Annotated in this window: 12 protein-coding genes; 7 read left to right on the top strand and 5 right to left on the bottom strand. The window is 74.6% G+C overall.

The genetic code is table 11. The features are described 5' to 3' along the window. Positions 1-65: 65 nt before the first annotated feature. Complete coding sequence (locus tag IF47_RS31940) at positions 66-1,496, top strand: protein kinase domain-containing protein (RefSeq protein ID WP_051717861.1); 1,431 nt, start codon at positions 66-68, stop codon at positions 1,494-1,496. 61 nt (positions 1,497-1,557) lie between these two features. On the opposite strand, the gene IF47_RS0118675 is transcribed toward IF47_RS31940, so the two are convergent. From IF47_RS0118675 to IF47_RS0118665, 3 genes are all read right to left on the bottom strand, one after another. Then, positions 1,558-3,369 (bottom strand): serine hydrolase domain-containing protein, encoded by a 1,812-nt coding sequence (locus tag IF47_RS0118675; RefSeq protein WP_031509989.1) that lies wholly within the window; start codon positions 3,367-3,369, stop codon positions 1,558-1,560. Between the two features lie 179 nt (positions 3,370-3,548). Beyond that, positions 3,549-4,274 carry a leucine-rich repeat domain-containing protein gene (locus IF47_RS0118670; RefSeq protein WP_425423618.1) on the bottom strand — a complete coding sequence of 242 codons (726 nt, stop codon included), beginning with the start codon at positions 4,272-4,274 and terminating at the stop codon, positions 3,549-3,551. A gap of 24 nt (positions 4,275-4,298) precedes the next feature. After that, complete coding sequence (locus IF47_RS0118665) at positions 4,299-5,402, bottom strand: isoafricanol synthase (protein ID WP_051717860.1); 1,104 nt, start codon at positions 5,400-5,402, stop codon at positions 4,299-4,301. Between the two features lie 296 nt (positions 5,403-5,698). Here IF47_RS0118665 and IF47_RS0118660 point away from each other — a divergent pair, with 296 nt between their 5' ends. Continuing rightward, entirely contained in the window at positions 5,699-8,539 is a 2,841-nt protein-coding gene (locus IF47_RS0118660; protein ID WP_031509986.1) for an ATP-binding protein, read from the top strand. 134 nt (positions 8,540-8,673) lie between these two features. Beyond that, positions 8,674-9,171, top strand: a complete 498-nt coding sequence (locus IF47_RS0118655) for a hypothetical protein (protein ID WP_031509985.1) — start codon at positions 8,674-8,676, stop codon at positions 9,169-9,171. Between the two features lie 45 nt (positions 9,172-9,216). Here the strand turns inward: IF47_RS0118655 and IF47_RS30290 are convergent, their stop codons facing one another. Together IF47_RS30290 and IF47_RS0118645 are read right to left on the bottom strand one after the other, a co-directional pair. Continuing rightward, complete coding sequence (locus tag IF47_RS30290) at positions 9,217-9,417, bottom strand: hypothetical protein (RefSeq protein WP_031509984.1); 201 nt, start codon at positions 9,415-9,417, stop codon at positions 9,217-9,219. A gap of 149 nt (positions 9,418-9,566) precedes the next feature. Beyond that, a complete protein-coding gene (locus IF47_RS0118645) occupies positions 9,567-10,688 on the bottom strand; it encodes an aminoglycoside phosphotransferase family protein (protein WP_031509983.1) in 1,122 nt (373 codons plus the stop codon). A 242-nt stretch (positions 10,689-10,930) separates the two neighbouring features. Between IF47_RS0118645 and IF47_RS0118640 the strand changes: the two genes are divergently transcribed. The 4 genes from IF47_RS0118640 (at position 10,931) to IF47_RS0118625 (ending at position 16,799) form a co-directional block, all read left to right on the top strand. Then, on the top strand, positions 10,931-12,445 hold the full coding sequence (locus IF47_RS0118640; RefSeq protein WP_051717858.1) for a DNA-binding protein NsdB: 1,515 nt from the start codon (positions 10,931-10,933) through the stop codon (positions 12,443-12,445). A 288-nt stretch (positions 12,446-12,733) separates the two neighbouring features. Then, positions 12,734-14,194: a hypothetical protein gene (locus tag IF47_RS0118635; protein WP_031509981.1), complete on the top strand. Its 1,461-nt coding sequence runs from the start codon at positions 12,734-12,736 to the stop codon at positions 14,192-14,194. A gap of 89 nt (positions 14,195-14,283) precedes the next feature. Then, positions 14,284-15,798 carry a hypothetical protein gene (locus tag IF47_RS0118630; protein ID WP_245641163.1) on the top strand — a complete coding sequence of 505 codons (1,515 nt, stop codon included), beginning with the start codon at positions 14,284-14,286 and terminating at the stop codon, positions 15,796-15,798. Continuing rightward, positions 15,795-16,799, top strand: coding sequence for a hypothetical protein (locus tag IF47_RS0118625; RefSeq protein WP_031509979.1), 1,005 nt, complete (start codon positions 15,795-15,797; stop codon positions 16,797-16,799). The genes IF47_RS0118630 and IF47_RS0118625 overlap by 4 nt, the downstream gene beginning before the upstream one ends.

Here is a 16,799-nt window from a genome sequence, read left to right as displayed (position 1 = left end):
GGGCTCATACTGGGCGGGCCGGGGGCGGCATCGGGGCATCGGGTGAGAGGGGGCGGTGGCGCGCGATGGAGAAGGACACCCTGCTCCAGGGCCGGTACCGGCTGCTCGACCTGGTCGGCCGCGGTGGCATGGGTCAGGTGTGGCGGGCGCGGGACGAGTCGCTGGGCCGCGAGGTCGCCGTCAAGTGCCTCAAACCGCTGGGACGGCAGACCGACCCCCGGTCCGTGACGGCGCTGCGTGAACGTTTCCGCCGCGAGGCCCGGGTCGCCGCCTCGCTCCAGCACCGCGGGGTGACCGTGGTCCACGACTTCGGCGAGCACGACGGCGTGCTCCACCTGGTGATGGAACTGCTCGACGGGCACAACCTCAGCCAGCTCCTGGAGCGGAACGACCACCGGCCGCTGCCCGTCCCCGACCTCTTCGACATCGCCGAGCAGGTCGCCGCCGCCCTCGCCTACACCCACGACCGGGGCATCGTCCACCGCGACCTCAAGCCCGCCAACGTGATGCGCACCGTCGACGGCACGGTGAAGATATGCGACTTCGGCATCGCCCGGCTCGGCCACGACATCGGCTTCACCGCCAAACTCACCGGCGACGGCGTCACCATGGGCACTCCGCACTACATGTCGCCCGAGCAGATCGCCGGAGCCCCGCTCGACCACCGCAGCGACCTGTACTCCCTCGGCTGCGTGCTGTACGAGACGGCCACCGGCGCGCCGCCCTTCGACCTGGACGACGCCTGGGGCGTCCTCATCGGCCACAGCGACACCGAGCCGCGTCCGCCCCGCGAACTCCGCCCCGACCTCCCCGAGGAGCTGGAGCGGATCATCCTCGACCTGCTCGCCAAGGATCCCGACGAGCGGCCCGAGGACGCGGCCGAACTCGGTCACCGCACCGCCGTCGCCCGCCGCTCGGCGTGCCCGGCCGAGGAGTGGGCGGCGCAGCCGCTCCCGCCTCCCCGGACCCCGCGGTGGGCCCACGGGATGAGCACCGGCGCCAAGGCCGTCGCCGGCCGCCCGGCGAGTCCCGTCTCCCCCGGTTACCCCGGCGCCCTCAGCGGGCCGTGGACGGTGCCCGGCCGGACGCCGGACCCGTCGGGGCCGCCCGCCGACCTGCCGGCCGTGCTCGCCCACCGGCACAGCGCGGGGCTGAGCCTGGGGCGGCTGGGCAGGTGGGACGAGGCGGTGGAGGCGCACCGCGCGGTGGCCGCCGAGCGCGCCCGCGTACTGGGCGCGGACCATCCCGACACCCTCGCCAGCCGCCACGAGGTCGCCCACGCCCTGGTCCGGTTGGAGCGCTGGGAGGAGGCCCTGGAGCTCTTCCACCAGGTCGCGCGGGACCGCGCCCGTGTGCTGGGTCCGGACCACCCCGACGCGCTGACCAGCCGCAACGACGAGGCCCACTGTCTGGAGCGGCTCGGTCGCAGCGCCGAGGCCGCCGAGCTGTACCGTCGGGTGGCGGCGCCGGGCTGCCGCCTGGAGGACGGCGCCTGAAGACCACCGGCCGAGGCCCGGCGGGCATGGTGGGGCGGGCACTGTGGGGGGCAGGGCGGGGTCAGTCCGCCGAGGCCGTCCAGCCCTGTGGGACGACGCGGTCCGCGTCCCTTCGGCGGGAGTCGTCGAAGAGCACGCGCCCGTCGTCCTCGATCCGGATCTCGTCGACGTACGCGCCGCGCCCCACGTAGCGGGTGTCGGTGGTGTACCGCCAGCGCAGCCGCACCGCCCGGCCGCGCCAGGCGCCCAGGTCGGCCGTGGCCCGGTGCCACAGGCGCCCGGAGTAGCCGTACAGCGTCCCCTCCGGGCGCTCCACCGGATCGGCGCCGCGGCGCGAGGTGGTGAACGGCACCGGCTCCCAGGTGCTCCCGCCGTCGCCGGACGCCTCCAGACGCAGCACGTCCCAGGAGCGTTCGGTGTCCCACCACACGGAGAAGCGCAGGCGGGGGTCCTCGCCGCGCGGTGTCACCTCGGGCAGGGCGAGGGTGGCCGTGGCGGCGTTCGCCATCCCGGAGAACCAGGCGCCGCGCCCGTCGGCGGGACGCACCGGGACGGCTCGGGCCAGGTGGTCGGCCGCCGCCACGCGCGGGGCGCTGCCGGAGCGCCAGGAGCGCATCGGATGGACGGAGTTGCCCAGCAGCACCAGGAAGGTGTCGGTGGTGGGGTCCAGCACCAGGCAGGTGCCGGTGAACCCGGTGTGCCCGGCCGTTTCGGGGGTGGCCATGGCCCCCATGAACCAGTGCTGGTACAGCTCGAAGCCCAGGCCGTGCTCGTTGCCGGGGAAGTCGGCGTTGAAGTCGTGGAAGAGCAGGTCCACCGACTCCTCGGACAGGATGCGGACGCGGCCGTACGCGCCGCCGTTGAGCAGGGTCCGGCAGAGCACGGCCAAGTCCCAGGCGCGGGAGAAGACCCCGGCGTGTCCGGCGACCCCGCCGAAGGAGTAGGCGTTCTCGTCGTGGACCTCGCCGTGCACCATGCCGCGGTCCAGGCCCGACCAGGGGCGGCGGGCGTCCTCGGTGGCGGCGATGCGCGGCTTCCAGGAGGCGGGCGGGTTGTAGCGGGTCCACCGCATGCCCAGCGGTTCGGTGATCTCCTCGCGCAGCAGCGTGTCCAGCGTCCTGCCGGTGACCTTCTCCAGCACCAACTGGAGGGCGATGAGGTTCAGGTCGGAGTAGCGGTAGACCGTGCCGGGCGCGTCCAACGGCTTCTCGCGCCACAGCCGCCGGAGCCGGTCGGCGTGGGTGGGTTCGGCGTACAGCGGGATCCAGGCGGCCAGCCCCGAGGTGTGGGTGAGCAGGTGCAGCAGGGTGATGCCGGCCTTGCCCTCCGCGCCGAACTCCGGCAGGTACGAGGCGACGGTCGCCTCCAACTCCAGTGCCCCGCGCTCGATCTGCTGGACGGCCAGGATCGCGGTGAACAGCTTGGAGACGGAGGCGAGGTCGTAGACCGTGTCGGGGGTCGCCGGGACCTGCCGGTCGGCGGGGAGTTCGACGCCGGTGTCGGTGGTCTCGTCGTAGGCGGAGTAGCGCACCGCGTGGCCGATGGCCTCGTGGAGGGCGACGGTGCCGCCGCGTCCGGCCAGCAGCACCGCGCCCGCGTACCAGGGGTGTTCGGGGGAGGGGCCGAGGAAGCCCCTGGCGTCCTCCACCAGCCGCCGCAGGTGCTCCTCCAGCAGCCCCGCCCGCCGCGCGGAGCCGCGGCGCAGCACGGGCGCGGGGCCGCCCACGGAGCCGGGGGCGCCGGCACGGGAGTCCGTCGCGGCGCGGGCCGCCGCGACGGGGGCCGAGGCCAGGGCCAGGCCACCGCCGAGCGCGAGCGCTCTCAGTCCGAGCTGTCGTCGGCCGATGCCCCGGCCGGGTGCGGAATCGGTCATGCCGTGCGACCCCCTTGGGACGTACGCGGGACGTGGGAAAGTATCTTTCGGTGGAGCGGGAAAATGCTGAAACTCTCTTCCCGGACGCTCGCGCTGTCAACCCTCACGGCACAAGGCAACGCACGCCCCGTAATCACCTCGCGACCATCGGTGTCACCCAGGCACCACTCTCACCGTTCTCAGCACAGCACCACGCAGCCGCGCCGGGCCAGTGCGTCCAACAGGCGCGGCGCCGGGTGGACGCGGTTCCACCGCAGGTCGAGCTTCTCCAGCGCGGGCAGCTCCGCGAGCCAGTGGGGGACCTCCCGCAGCCGGTTGGAGCGCAGGTCCAGACGGCGCAGCAGGGGGAGGCCGCGCAGCGCCTCGGGCACCTCCTCCAGCGCGTTCTCCCGCAGTTCCACCTCCCGCAGGTCCCGCAGCCCGGCGACGCCGCCGGGCAGGGCGGTCAGCGTGTTGCCGCGCAGCCACAGCTCCCGCAGCGCGGTGAGCCGTCCGAGCGACCCGGGCAGCTCCCGCAGCCCGCAGCGCTGCGCCCGCAGCTCGACCAGCCCGACCATGCCGCCGATCTCCTCCGGGAGTGAGACGAGCGGGTTGTCCCCGACGTTCAGGTACGCCAGTTCGCCCAGCCGCCCCAGCGAGCGCGGCAGCCTCGCGAGCCGGTTGTCGTGCAGGTACAGGCAGCGGTCCAGACCCGTCAGCTCCCCGATCTCCTCCGGGAGCGAGACGAGGGCGTTGTGGCCGAGGTCCAGGGTGCGCAGGCGCCGCAGTCGGCCGATGTCCGCGGGGAGCGAGGTCAGGGCGTTGTCCGCGAGGATCAGCGTGCGCGCCTCCCGGTGCTCCCACACCTCCTCGGGCACGCGGTCGAGTCCGGCCCGCCACAGGTCCACCACCGGTTCCGCCGTCACGACGGCGTACGGTACCGGGTGCCGTCAGCCGTCCTCCGGGGCGGACAGCAGCCCGGCCCACGGCCGTCGTCGTCCGTCGCTGACGGCGGCGACCCCGGTGGCGTCGTAGCGCCGGCTCTCCAGGGACCAGTCGAGGTTGCCCCGCATGACGTTGCGCATGCCGTCGACGTAGTCCTCCACACAGGCCCGCAGTTCCTCGGGGACGCCGGACGCGGCCAGCAGGCCGGGCAGGCTCGCGGCGTGTTCCCGGAAGCGGACGACGCGCTCGTTGGCGGCGGCGCAGATCTCCCGCACACACTCCTCCAGCGTGCGCCCCGTGGTCCGGTGCAGGAGGATGACGGTGTTGTTGACGTCGCCGACGGCCAGTTCCTTGTCCAGCGAGACGATGTCGTTGACGAAGATCGCCACGTCGTCGGTGATCCGACGCATCTCCTTCAGCGGGGAGCCGCCGTGCAGTTGTGGCGGCAGGGTGTACCGGCCGCAGCGCTCGGCCAGATCCAGACAGGGTTGGATGCCGATCGAGTGGCGCCGCGCGGCCAGGAACTCCGCCAGGGTGGGCAGGGCGCTCCCGGAACGGTTCAGCGCCTCCTGGTGGTGGGCGAGCAGGTAGCCGCGCCAGTGCCGTTTGAAGCGCTCACGCCATACCGGTGGCATCCCGTCGTTGACGCGGCTCCACAGGTCGCGGAAGCTCTCCACCAGCGGGTTGGAGGACGCTCCCGCCGGGGGCCGGACCTCGTCCATGACGGCCGTCAGGGAGTCCAGGAGGCGGGCGACGTCGTCCGGGCGCCGGCCCAGCAGGCCGTCGAACTGGTCGTCGAAGACGAAGAACCAGCCGTTGACGTCGGTGGCCAGCATCAGATCCTCGCCCGTGGCCCGGGGGTAGAAACGGGCCATCGCCCGCTCCAGCCGCAGCGCGTCGTACTCCTCGAACGCCGACTCACCCCGGAGTAACGCGACATCGCGGAGCCAGCGGAGGGTGTGCGCCCGAGCGCGTTCGACATCGGGATTGACGGCGCCGGGAAAGGGGATCTCCAGCAGGGCCACCCGCCGTGCGAGTCCGTCCTGCCCGACGGGTTCTCCGGTCGTGGTGTTCGGGGCCGTGGTGCTCGGGGCCGTGGTGTTCGGCATGGGCCGACGCCTCCTCGGGCGGTGTGGAACACGGTGGCGAACATGGCTGGCGCATATGCAACCAACATGTGGGGAAGGGCACTTGACGGTCAAGGGGGCCCGAGCGCCCCCCGCGCCCGGTGGCCCGGAGGAGCGCTTTTGGGAGCGCTCCCCACCGGAGCGGCGGACCGACGGCGGAAGGCGGCGGGGAAATGACCCAAGAGCGTCACACGGTGTTCGCGCCGGCGTACGCTCTGCACCGCCTGCCGGGAAAGGCCGGAGCGGTGAGGCATGGTCGCGGACGAAGAGCAGGGACGATGCACCGAACGATGTTCGAGCGCGAGTCCGAACTGAGGGCTCTGGACGGCGCGTTGACCGAGCTGGCCGAGGGCGAGGGAAACCTGCTCGCCTTCGCCGGAGCGGCCGGGCTCGGCAAGACGGCCCTCCTGACCGAAGTACGCCGGCGCGCGGGCGCACGCGGCTGCACCGTGCTGTCCGCGCGGGGCGGAGAGCAGGAACAGGACCTGCCCTTCCACACCGTCCGCCAACTCGTCCAACCGCTCCTCGCCACCGTCGGAGAGGAGGAGCACCGCCGACTGCTGGGAAGCTGGTACGACATCGTGGCGCCCGCCGTCGGCCTGGTCGCCCCCGACGGCGGCGGCGCACCCGATCCCCAGGGCGTGCGCGACGGCCTCGACTGGGTCGTCACCCGCTTCGTCGTGCGGAACCGCCCCGTGGTGGTGACCCTCGACGACGCCCACTGGATCGACGCCGAGTCCCTGGCCTGGCTGACCGCCTTCGCGCCCCGCGTCGCGGAACTGCCGATGCTGGTGGTCGTCGCCTACCGCCCCGACGACCACCCCCACCGCACGGCCCCGTTCGGCTCACTGGCCGGCCGGCACGGAACACGCCCCTTCGACCTGGCGGCCCTGACCCCGCGGGCGGTCACCCGCCTGGTGCGCGACGCGCTCGGCCCCACCGCCGACGACGCGTTCTGCCGCGAGTGCTGGACCGTCACCGGCGGCAACCCCTTCGAAGTGGTGGAACTGACCGCCAAGATCGCCGACCGCCGCCTCGAGCCGCGACGGGAGAACACGGCCGAACTGCGCGACCTCGCCGGCACTCTCCGGGGCAGCGGCCTCGTCGAACGCCTGGAGACGCTGGGACCCGCCGCCGTCCGACTGGCCTGGGCCACCGCGGTCCTCGGCACCGAGATACCCGCGACCCTGGCCGCCGACGTCGCCGGACTGGCGACCGAGGAGGCCGCCGAGGCACGCGCCCGGCTGCACGTCGCCCGCATCCTCGCCGGCGGCACGGCGGACGACGAACCGCTGCGGTTCTTCCACCCGCTGATCGCCACCGCCGTCTACCAGGCCATCCCCGCCGCCCTGCGCGTCGCCCTCCACGGCCAGGCCGCCGCGGCCGTCGCCGACGCGGGCCACGGCCCCACGGCCGCCGCGCGCCACCTGCTGGAGGTGCACCCGGAAGGCGATCCGGAGGTCGTCGACACCCTGCGCAAGGCCGCCCGCGAGTACCTGCGCGCCGGAGCGCCCGAAGCGGCCCGACGCTGTCTGGAACGCGCCCTGCGCGAGCCGCCGGGACCGGGCGAGAGGGCGTCCGTCCTGTTCGAACTGGGCCGCTCCGCCCTCCTCACCCGACCCGCCACCACCGTCAACCACCTCCGGGCGGCCCTGGAGGAACCCGGACTCGGCCCCGCCCTGCGCGAGGCCGTCACCTGCCGTCTGGCCCAGGCGCTCGGGCACAGCGGCCGGATGGACGAGGCCGCCGCACTCGTCGCCGAGGAGGCGCGACGGGCGACCACCGCCCGCACCCGGCTGCGGATGCGCGCGGAACAGTTCATGTGGAACGCCTTCCGCGCCGACGAACCCGACTCGCCCGCCCGCTCCCGCCGCCTGGCCCGGCTCGCCGACCACCTGACCGGCCGAGGCATGGCCGAGCGGTACGTCCTCGGCCTGCGCGCCTGGGACGCGGTGGTGCGCGGAGAGCCCGCGGGCGACGCCCTGCGCTTCGCCGAGGAGGCCCTGGGATCCGGCCTGAGCTGGACGGACGAGGACTGGGGCTTCGAGGTGCCCGCCATGGCCGGCCTGACGTACCTCTACTGCGACCAGCCCGGACGCGCCGAGGAACTCTTCGCCGACGGCATCGCCGAGTGCGAACGGAAGGGCTGGCGCGGCTCCCACCTGGCGTTCGGCTTCACCCTCCTGGGCTACATCCGCTACCGCCGGGGCCGGCTGAGCGAGGCCGAGAGCCTGGTGCGCGAGGGGCTCCGGATCGCCGACCGGGTGGGCTCCGGCGCCCCCGCGCAACTCGCCGCGATCGGCACCCTGATCCAGACCCTGATCGCCCGCGGACGTCCGGGGGAGGCCGAGGAGATCGCTCGGCGGTACGACTACGGCGCCCGCGTTCCCCGGGCCGTCGTCTACCCCGACGCCCAGGCCGTCCACGGCGAGCTGCTGCTGGCCCTCGGCCTCCCGCGGGACGCGGAGCGTCAACTGACCGCCGCCGGCAGGCGTCTGGACCCGCGCGGCATGCGCAACCCGTCCTGGTGCCCCTGGCAGCAGCACCTCGCGCTCGCCGTGCGGGACACCGACCCCGAACACGCGGCGATCCACGCCCTGGAATCGGTCGAACGCGCCCGCCACTTCGGCGCCTCCTCCGCGATCGGCCAGGCGCTGCGGGTCGCCGCCGAGGCGACCGGCGGACCGCGACAGGCGGAGATCCTGCGGGAGGCCGTCGAACACCTGGAACGCTCCCCGGCCTCGTACGAACTGGCCCGCGCCCTGGTCGACCACGGCGCCGCGCTCTGCCGGGCCGGCCTGCCGCAGGAGGCGGCCGACCAGCTCTACCGGGGACTGGAGACGGCCGCGCACTGCGGCGCCGAGGCCCTGGTGGAACGCGCCCGCGCGGAGCTGACCGCCGCCGGGCTGCGCCCCCTGGAACTGCGGTACGCCCGGAGCGAGGAGCTGACCGCACGCGAGCGCGCCGCCGCCGAGTGGGCCGCGCGGGGCCTGACGGACCCGGAGGTCGCCCGGATGATGGACGTGAAGGAGCAGGCCGTGACCCGGCTGCTCTCCGCCGTCTACCTCAAACTCGGCACCGACCGGGCCGGGCTCGCCAGGGTGCTGGAGCCGCGGTAGGGCGGTTCCCGGACGGCCGGGAAGCCGGCCGGGGAATCGACCGCGGAACCGGTCGCCGAACCGACCGCCGAACCGGTCGCGGAACGGGAGCGGGCAGCCGCTCCTTCCGGCCGGCGGCCCCGTACCATGGCCGCATGTCGTTTCTCCGCCGCCGCAGTGCCCCCACCCCCGCCGGACCTGACTTCGACGTGTTGGCCATGGAGCCGGGGGACTGGCCGGGCAATCTCGGCGCCGGACTGCTCCCCGCGCCGGACGGGAGCTGCCAGGGCGTGTTCCTGCGCTACGACCTGTTCGGCGGACGCGGACCGGCCATGGTCATCGGCAACCTGCCCGAGGGGTCCCCGGCCCGCGAGCGGGCCGACGACCAGGTGCCCTTCGAGGTGGAGCAACTGCTGGCGGCGCTGGAGAACGACGAGGAGGTCACCGTCACCGGGACGGAGGAGAGCCCGGTGATGCTCAACGACAACCTGCTCATCGTGCGGCGGATCATCTGCTCCGAGAGCAGGATCTCCTGCGTCCAGTTCGACCGCAGCGACAACGTGCTGGTCACCATCGCCACCTGGGACCGGCCGATCACCGAGGACCTCTACCAGCTCCTGAAGCCGCTGCCCGCGGAGCTGTTCCGGCAGTGAGAGCCGTTCCGGCGGTGACGCCCGGGCGGTGACGGGAGGCGTCCGTCACCGCCCCGCGTGGCGCACCGTGACGTCGGCGGCCCTGACGAACGCCGCCCGGTGCCCGAGCCGGATCCGGTGGTACTCGCCCTTCGTCCTCGGCCCCGGCGCGTACGCCCGGCCCGCCTTCACCGTGTACGGCAGCGGCGAGATCGCCCGCGCCGGAATCCCTTCGGGGTGGGCGGACGCCGCCGGACGGCCCGTCAACGGCCCCTCCCGACACCGAACCCGCACACGTCACGGGGCCCGTACGAGGGTTTCCCCCCGTACGGGCCCCAAGCCCGCGAGGCGTCACAGGGCCGGCCCGGTGGCGCCCCCGCGGCCACCGAGAGGAGGACCGTCGACCCCGGCGGACCTCACCGGGTGCCGACCGCCGCCCGCACCGCGCGGCGAGCCATCGCGCAGTCGTCGTGGAGCCGGCGCAGCAGCAGCCGCTGCTCCTCGCCCGAGCTCATCCGACCGGGCCGCTCCGACTCCCCGGCCGGAGCCGGGTCCCGCATGGCGCGCTGCACGGCCGTCTCGCAGGTGCGGATCTCGCGGGTGAGGACGAGCATCAGGTTCACCAGGAAGGCGTCCCGCGCGTCACGGCCCGCCGCCTGGGCGAGCCGGCTGATCTGATGGCGGGCCATCGGGCTGTCCCCGAGCACCGACCACAGGGTGGCGAGGTCGTAGCCGGGCAGGTACCAGCCCGCGTGCCGCCAGTCCACCAGCACCACCCCGCTGGGGGACAGCAACACGTTGGAGAGCAGGGCGTCACCGTGACAGAACTGCCCCCGGCCGCCTCCCCTCGCCAGGCCGTGCAACAGTTTCCGCAGGTCCCCCAGGTCACGGTCCGTCAACAGCCCCGACTCGTGGTAGTGCGTGATCCTCCGGCCGTAGTCGATCTGCGCCTCGAACCGGCCCGCGGGCGGCTGCCAGGCGTTCACCCGGCGGACCGCGCCCAGCACGGCGCGCAGGTCCGCGTGGGACGGCGGCTCCAGAGGGTGGCGCTGCAGGGCCACCGGGCGGCCCGGCGTCCGCTCGACGACCAGGGCGCAGGCGTCCGGGTCCGCGGCGATGAGCCGGGGCACCCGCACCGGCGGGCGGTGCCGCACGAAGGTGCGGTAGACCGCTATTTCGTGACGGAACCGCTCGGCCTGCTCGGGGGAGTGGTCCAGCAGGCACTTGGCGAGGGCGGGGCCCCGGCCGACGGTGCCGATCAGCACCATCGAGTGACCGCCGCGGCGCATCACCTGTGCCGGCCGGAACTCCGGGCAGACCCGGTGTACCGAGGCGATGGCGGTGCGCAGCCGCGCCCCCTGCGGGCCGGACAGGTCCAGCCTCGCGCCGGTCGGCGGGACCCCGGGTGCGTGCGCGCGGCGCGGCCGAGGGACGCCGAACGTCGGTGACGTGCGCACCGGTTCGGGGTGGGCGGCGCCGTACGGCTGTCGCGCCCGCGGGCGGGGCGGGGCCGACACGGGAGACGGTGTTGGATGCATGGGCGAGCCGGATCCCTTCGTGTGCCGACAGGATGTCGCGCCACCCGGCCGACCGTGCCGTGGGCACCCTGGGGAATGCCGGACCCGGAACCGAACGGGGTGGCGCGGTTCTACAGCACACCCGCGCACGGGTTGCGCACCATCTGGCGAACCCTGGCGAACCCTGGCGAATGTTCACGGGCCCTCAAACCGGCATCCGGTGACGGCTACTGTCGACTCAGCCGAGATCCTGGGGGCTTGACGTGACCAAGGAACCCAACACCCGTCTCGCGGACCTGTTCGACCTCACCGGCTGGTCCAAGGGTGAACTCGCCCGGCTCGTGAACCGGCAGGCGGCGGCCATGGGCCATCCGCAGTTGGCGACCGACACCTCCCGGGTGAGGCGGTGGATCGACATGGGGGAGACCCCGCGCGACCCCGTGCCCAAGGTGTTGGCGACCCTGTTCACCGAGCGACTCGGCCGTGTCGTGACCACAGAGGACCTCGGGTTCGGCAGATCCGGGCCGGCAGGGAGGCGGCAGTCCGTCCACGGGCTGCCGTGGGCCCCCGAACAGACCGCCGCGGTCCTCACCGAATTCACGGGAATGGACCTCATGCTCAACCGACGCGGCTTGGTGGGCGCGGGTGCCGCGCTCACCGCGGGATCGGCGCTCAGCGGCGCCCTGTACGACTGGATCCGGACCGACCCCACCTCGATCGACGGCATCGCCCGCTCCGACGCCCCCCTCGTCGCCGACCCCGTCTCCTCCGACCGCTACGAGGCGGCCCCCGTCGGGTCCGAGGAGGTCGACGCCCTGGAACGCTCCGTGGAGGTCTTCCGGGCCTGGGACGCGGCACGCGGCGGCGGCCTCCAGCGCAAGGCCGTGGTGGGCCAGCTCAACGAGGTGGGCGGGATGCTCGCCTACCGCCACCCCGCGCACATCCAACGGCGGCTGTGGGCCGTGGCGGCCAACCTGGCGGTGCTCGCCGGCTGGATGTCGCACGACGTCGGCCTGGAGCCCACCGCCCAGAAGTACTTCGTCATCGCCGCCCACGCGGCCCGCGAGAGCGGCGACAGGCCGCGCGCCGGCGAGGCCGTCTCCCGGGCCGCCCGCCAGATGGTGCACCTCGGACGGCCCGACGAGGCCCTGGACCTGATGCAGTTGGCCAAGGCCGGTTGCGGCGAGGAGACCCTGCCGCGGACCCGCGCCATGCTCCACACCATCGAGGCGTGGGCCCAGGCGTCCATGGGACAAGGCCAGGCGATGCGCCGCACGCTCGGCGAGGCCGAGGAGCTGTTCGTCTCCGACAGAGGGGACGTGCCGTCGCCCAGTTGGATGCAACTCTTCCGCGAGGCGGACCTGCACGGGATGCAGGCGCTGGCGTACCGCACCCTCGCCGAGCACGAGCCCTCGGCGGCGAAGACCGCCGAGAAGCACGCCAAGGAGGCGCTGAGGTACCGGGAACGGGAGAACGGCCGCGAGCGGTCGAAGATCCTCGACTACATCTCGCTCGCCTCGGCCTGCTTCATCGCCGACGACCCGGAGCAGGCGGACCGCTACGCGCGGCTGGCCCTGGTCACCATCGGCAACACCTCCTCGCACCGCACCTGGGACCGGCTGCGGGAGATGTACCGGCTCACCGGGCGGTACGCCGGGTACACCAGGGTCGAGGACCTGCGCGAGGAGATCGCGCTCGCCCTGCCCACGGCCCCCAGGACGCCGGGTACGGGCTCGGTGCCGACCCCTCGGTGGCCGGGCGGGAGCGTGCGGGCGTAGGCGGCCCGGAGCCGCGTCGAGGGGCCCCACCCGGTCGGGCGTCGTCCCGCACGGACCCGAGCGGGACCGGAGCCGATGGTTCCGTTTCCGTTCCGGCAGGCGCGGTGGGGCCGTGCTCCCGGTATCCTTCGGCGGCCGGAGCGCCCGCTTTGGCCGGGCACGACGACGCCGTGGGAGAACCGTGGGAAACCGCGGGAGACGGGAGGGGAAGCGGCGGTTGACCGGCGAGAACGGCGCGCGACGGAAATCCCGTTGCCGGCCCCGCACCCCACACCGGATGCTGACCCTATGTTCGCCGATTCCGTCGATTCCGACATAGCGCCCAGCGGCACGCTGTTGGGCCTCCTCCAGAGAGGCCGCGGCGACGGCACGCTGCACGCCCTCGCGGCCCCGAGGGCGGAGGCGCTCGCCGCGCTGGGCCGGTGTCTGCGGCGCGATCCCCGGCAGGACTGGCAGCTTGAACACCGCTCCCTGTACTACGCGCGTCTCCACCGCGACCTCGACGCCGGCCTCGACGAGATCGAGGACCACCTCTTCCACCCCACCGACCACGTCGACACCGCCGAGGAACGCACCGGCCTGGCCCTCTCCGTCCTCGGTCACCTGGCCTCCTACGGCGACCGCGGCGCGCTGCTGCTGCTGCGCCGCTACACCGCGCACGGCGCGAACTGGCAGTGGGCCCTGGACGAGCTGGCCGTCCGCGACGACGACGCCGGACTGCGCTCGCTCGGCCCCGCCGTCCTGGCGCGCTTCCCGCACACCCCCGAGGGCGAGGCGGCGCTGGCCGCGGCCGTCCGGGACGCCTACGAACCCCGGCCCTGGCGGCTGTGGGCCGAGGACCCGGCCCGCCCGGCCCAGGCCAGACGCATCGAGCGCGCCCGTGAACAGGGCTCCTTCGACCGGTGGCGGCGCCAACTGCGCCCCACCGGGCCACGCCCCGGCTGGAGCGTGCGCGAGGTGCTCGAATGGGCCCGACAGGACACCCCCGACGGCGATCCACAGCGGCGCGAGGCCGCCGCGGCCCGCTGTCTGGCCGCGGTCGCCGGGCCGGAGGACCGCCCCGAACTGCTCGCCGCCGCCCGCGGCGGTCCCGCCGCCGCGCGCGCCGTCGCCCTGCGCCACCTCGCCGAGCGCGGCGACCCCGACGTCCTCGACCTGATCGAGAGGGCCGCGACCGAGCCGGCCGACCCCGTGGACGACCCGTCCGGCGCCGTGGCGCGGTCCGCGCTGTCCGCCTTCTCCCGGATGCGCGGCACGGCCGCCGTGGACCGGGCCCGCCGATGGGCCCGGCGCGAGGACGGACTGGGCACGGCGGCGGCCGTGATGCTCGCCTGCCACGGCGGCCGGGACGACACCGGAACGGTCCTGGCCGCCCTGCGGCGCACCGTCCGCGCCGAGGGGGCCGACTCCCCGGTCCTGGGGGCGCTGATCGACGGCGCCGGCCGGCTGACCGTGCGGTGCGCCGTCCCCCTCCTGCGCCACGTCTACCGCGAGACCACCTCCTCCCAACTGCGCGGTCGGACGGCCCGCGCCCTGGCCGCCACCGACGCGTCCTTCCCGGCGGGGCCGGCCATCGAGTGCCTGTGGGACTGCGAGGAGTCCACCCGCGAGATCGCCGCCCGCCACGCCACCACCGGCGACGTCCGGGTCGTGGAACGCCTGCGCCGGCTCGCCACCGACCCGGCCGAGGAGGAGGGGGTGCAGAGCGCCGTCCGCGGCAGGCTCGGCTCCGGTGGCGCGGCCCGCTGACCCGGACGGTCCGCCCGACGGGCGCCGCCCCGAGGGGGCTCCCCCTCGCCGTTTCGATCTTGTCGGTGGCAGCGCCTAATCTGTGCCACGTGACCACAGTCGTATCCGCTTCGTCCCCCGGTGCCGTCCGCCCCGCACCGGGCCCGGCCGCCGACGAGGGCCTGGCCCGGCGGCTCAGGGCGCTCGCGTGCACCGCGCCCCTGCACGACCTGGACGCGCGCAAGGCCAACCTGGCCGGGGAGTACGGCACGTACGCGATGGCGGAGGTGGCCCTGGCCGCCATCGACCTGGTCACCCTGCACATGGACTTCGACACCGGCGCCGACCACGAGGAGATCGTGGCCCGGCTGCTGCCGCGGGTCGCCGCCCAGGCCCCGCACCGGCCCGCCGCCGAGCACGAGCGGGTCGCCCGCTGGGTCCTGGAGAACCTGATCAACGTCGGCAGCGTCGACCGCGGCTTCCGCGCCGTCTACGGCACCTTCGGCCCCGACGGGGAGTACGTGCGGCGCGACTACGACTTCAAGCTGATCGAGGAGGTGCCCGGTCCGGGCGGGGGCGTCTACCTGCGCACCACTGACGAGGCGGTCAACGTCCTGGTCGGCGCCCTGGACACCGACGTCACCAGCGCGCAGATCGCCGCCGAGGTCAAGCTGGAGGTGCTGGTCAGCCGCGGCCGGCTCGCCGACGCCCAGCTCGCCGCCGAGCAGGCCCGCTACCGCACCGTCCAGTACGCCGAGACGCTGCGCCGCACCCTGGAGGCCACCCGGCGCAACGTCCGCGCGGTCGACTGGCTCAACACCGTGCCCGACCTGATCGCCGAGGCGCTCGACCACGTGGCCGACCGCTACCGGCACGAGAACGCCATCCTCACCAACATCCGTCGGGCGCGCGACGAGGCGGAGAGCGCGGAGAACAAACTGCGCGCCGCCGAACTGGTCGACATCGTCAAGGACTGCATCCGGCGCCACACCCAGCTCCAGTCCCGACTGCTGGAGGCCGGCCCGCTCTTCCGCGCCGAGCAGGACCGCCAGGCGTTCGCCCCGCCCGCCGCCCGCGCCGGTCTGGACGTGTACGGGCAGCTCCTCGCCCCGGTGCTGCCGCTGCCCGTGGAGCGGGCGACGAAGGTCACCGACGCCTTCTTCGCCCGCGGCACCGGGCTGCGCGCCCCCGCCGCCGTCCGCCTGGGGGACCTCACCGAGATGCTCCTCACCCCGCCCGCCCCCCGTGAGCACCTGGGCGCCGAGATGCCCGAGCCCGACCTGGTCGCCACCCCCGACGACAGCCGCTTCACCGAGGAGCAACTGGAGGCCGCCAGGGAACTGCTCGACCTGCCCCCGGACGCCCCGCGCCGCCTGTCGGGCCTGCTGGCCGAGGCCCGGCGCCGCGACCCGGACCTGCCGTACCTGGTGGCCCTGCTGGCGGTCCACGCCGCCAGCCCCCCGGTCGGCACCGCCTACCGGCAGGGCGAGCGGCGGCTGCTGTTCGCCGTGGACGACGGCACGGAACTGGACGACCCGGAGTTCGGCGGCGCCGACCTCGTCGTGGGCACCGCCCTGCTGGACGCGGCGGGCATGGCAGCGGACCGCACGGAGGGTGCGTCGTGAGCGAGTACGGCGAGTACGGATACGAGTACGGACCCCGGGGGCCCCACCAGGGGGAGGGCACGCCGGAGAGCGGCGAGCGGTTCGAGGGACGCTCCGACGGGCACGGCGAGGCCGGTTCCGCCGGTTCCCCGACGGCGCCCTTCGAGCCCCCCGCGCCGTCCCCCGCGCCGTCATCGACCCACGTCACCCCCGCGGACGCCGCGGACGCCGCCCGGCTGGTCTCCTTCGGGCTCCAGCCCAAACTGCTGCCCGCCCGCGACGCCGAGTACGCCGACCTGCTGCGGCGCCACCGGGAGGATCCCGCCTTCGCCCGGCTCGCCGACGCCGTCGCCACCGGCCTCGGGCTGGTCGTGCTGGAGGTCTCCTCCCGCGCCGGGATGGTGGTCACCGCGGCCGAGGACTCCGTCTTCGCCGTACGGCTGGGCGACTACGCCCGGCGGGCCGCCGCCGACTCCGTCGACCGTTTCCTCCACGGCCTGGCCCACCTGGCCATCGCCGCCCTGGCCTTCCCCCGCCCCGAGGACCTGGCCGACGACGGCTACGTCGGCCGGATCACCGTCAACGGCGTGGACGCCTTCGTCCGCCAGGCCTGCCGACGGCTGGAGGAGCGAGCCGAGCGGGAGGGGGAGAACACCGACCCGGTCAGCGACGCGCCCGGTCTGGAGGCCGCCTGGCGGGTGTACGCGCGGCGCAGCTCCACCGGAGCCACCAAGGACGCCCGCCGCCTGGCCGGCTCCACCACCGGGATCGTCGCCAAGGCCGCCGCCTTCCTCGCCGACTCCGGCTTCCTCCAGCGCACCGGCGACGACGCGGGAGGCACCTACCGCACCACCGCCCGCTACCAGCTCCAGGTGCGCGACATGGCCGGCAGCGCCGCCATGACCGAACTGCTGGAGCTGGGCATCGTCCCGATCAGCGACGGCAGCGCCACCCTGCTGCCGCCCTCCGACGCCGACGACCCCGACACGGCCGTCGACGCCGGACTGCCCTTCCGTAGCTGA

Origin of the sequence: Streptomyces megasporus (genome assembly GCF_000718985.1) — a bacterium.
Taxonomy (GTDB): Bacteria; Actinomycetota; Actinomycetes; order Streptomycetales; family Streptomycetaceae; genus Streptomyces; species Streptomyces megasporus.
Note: the sequence above shows the minus strand (reverse complement) of the source record. Positions and strands in the feature narration are given on the sequence as shown.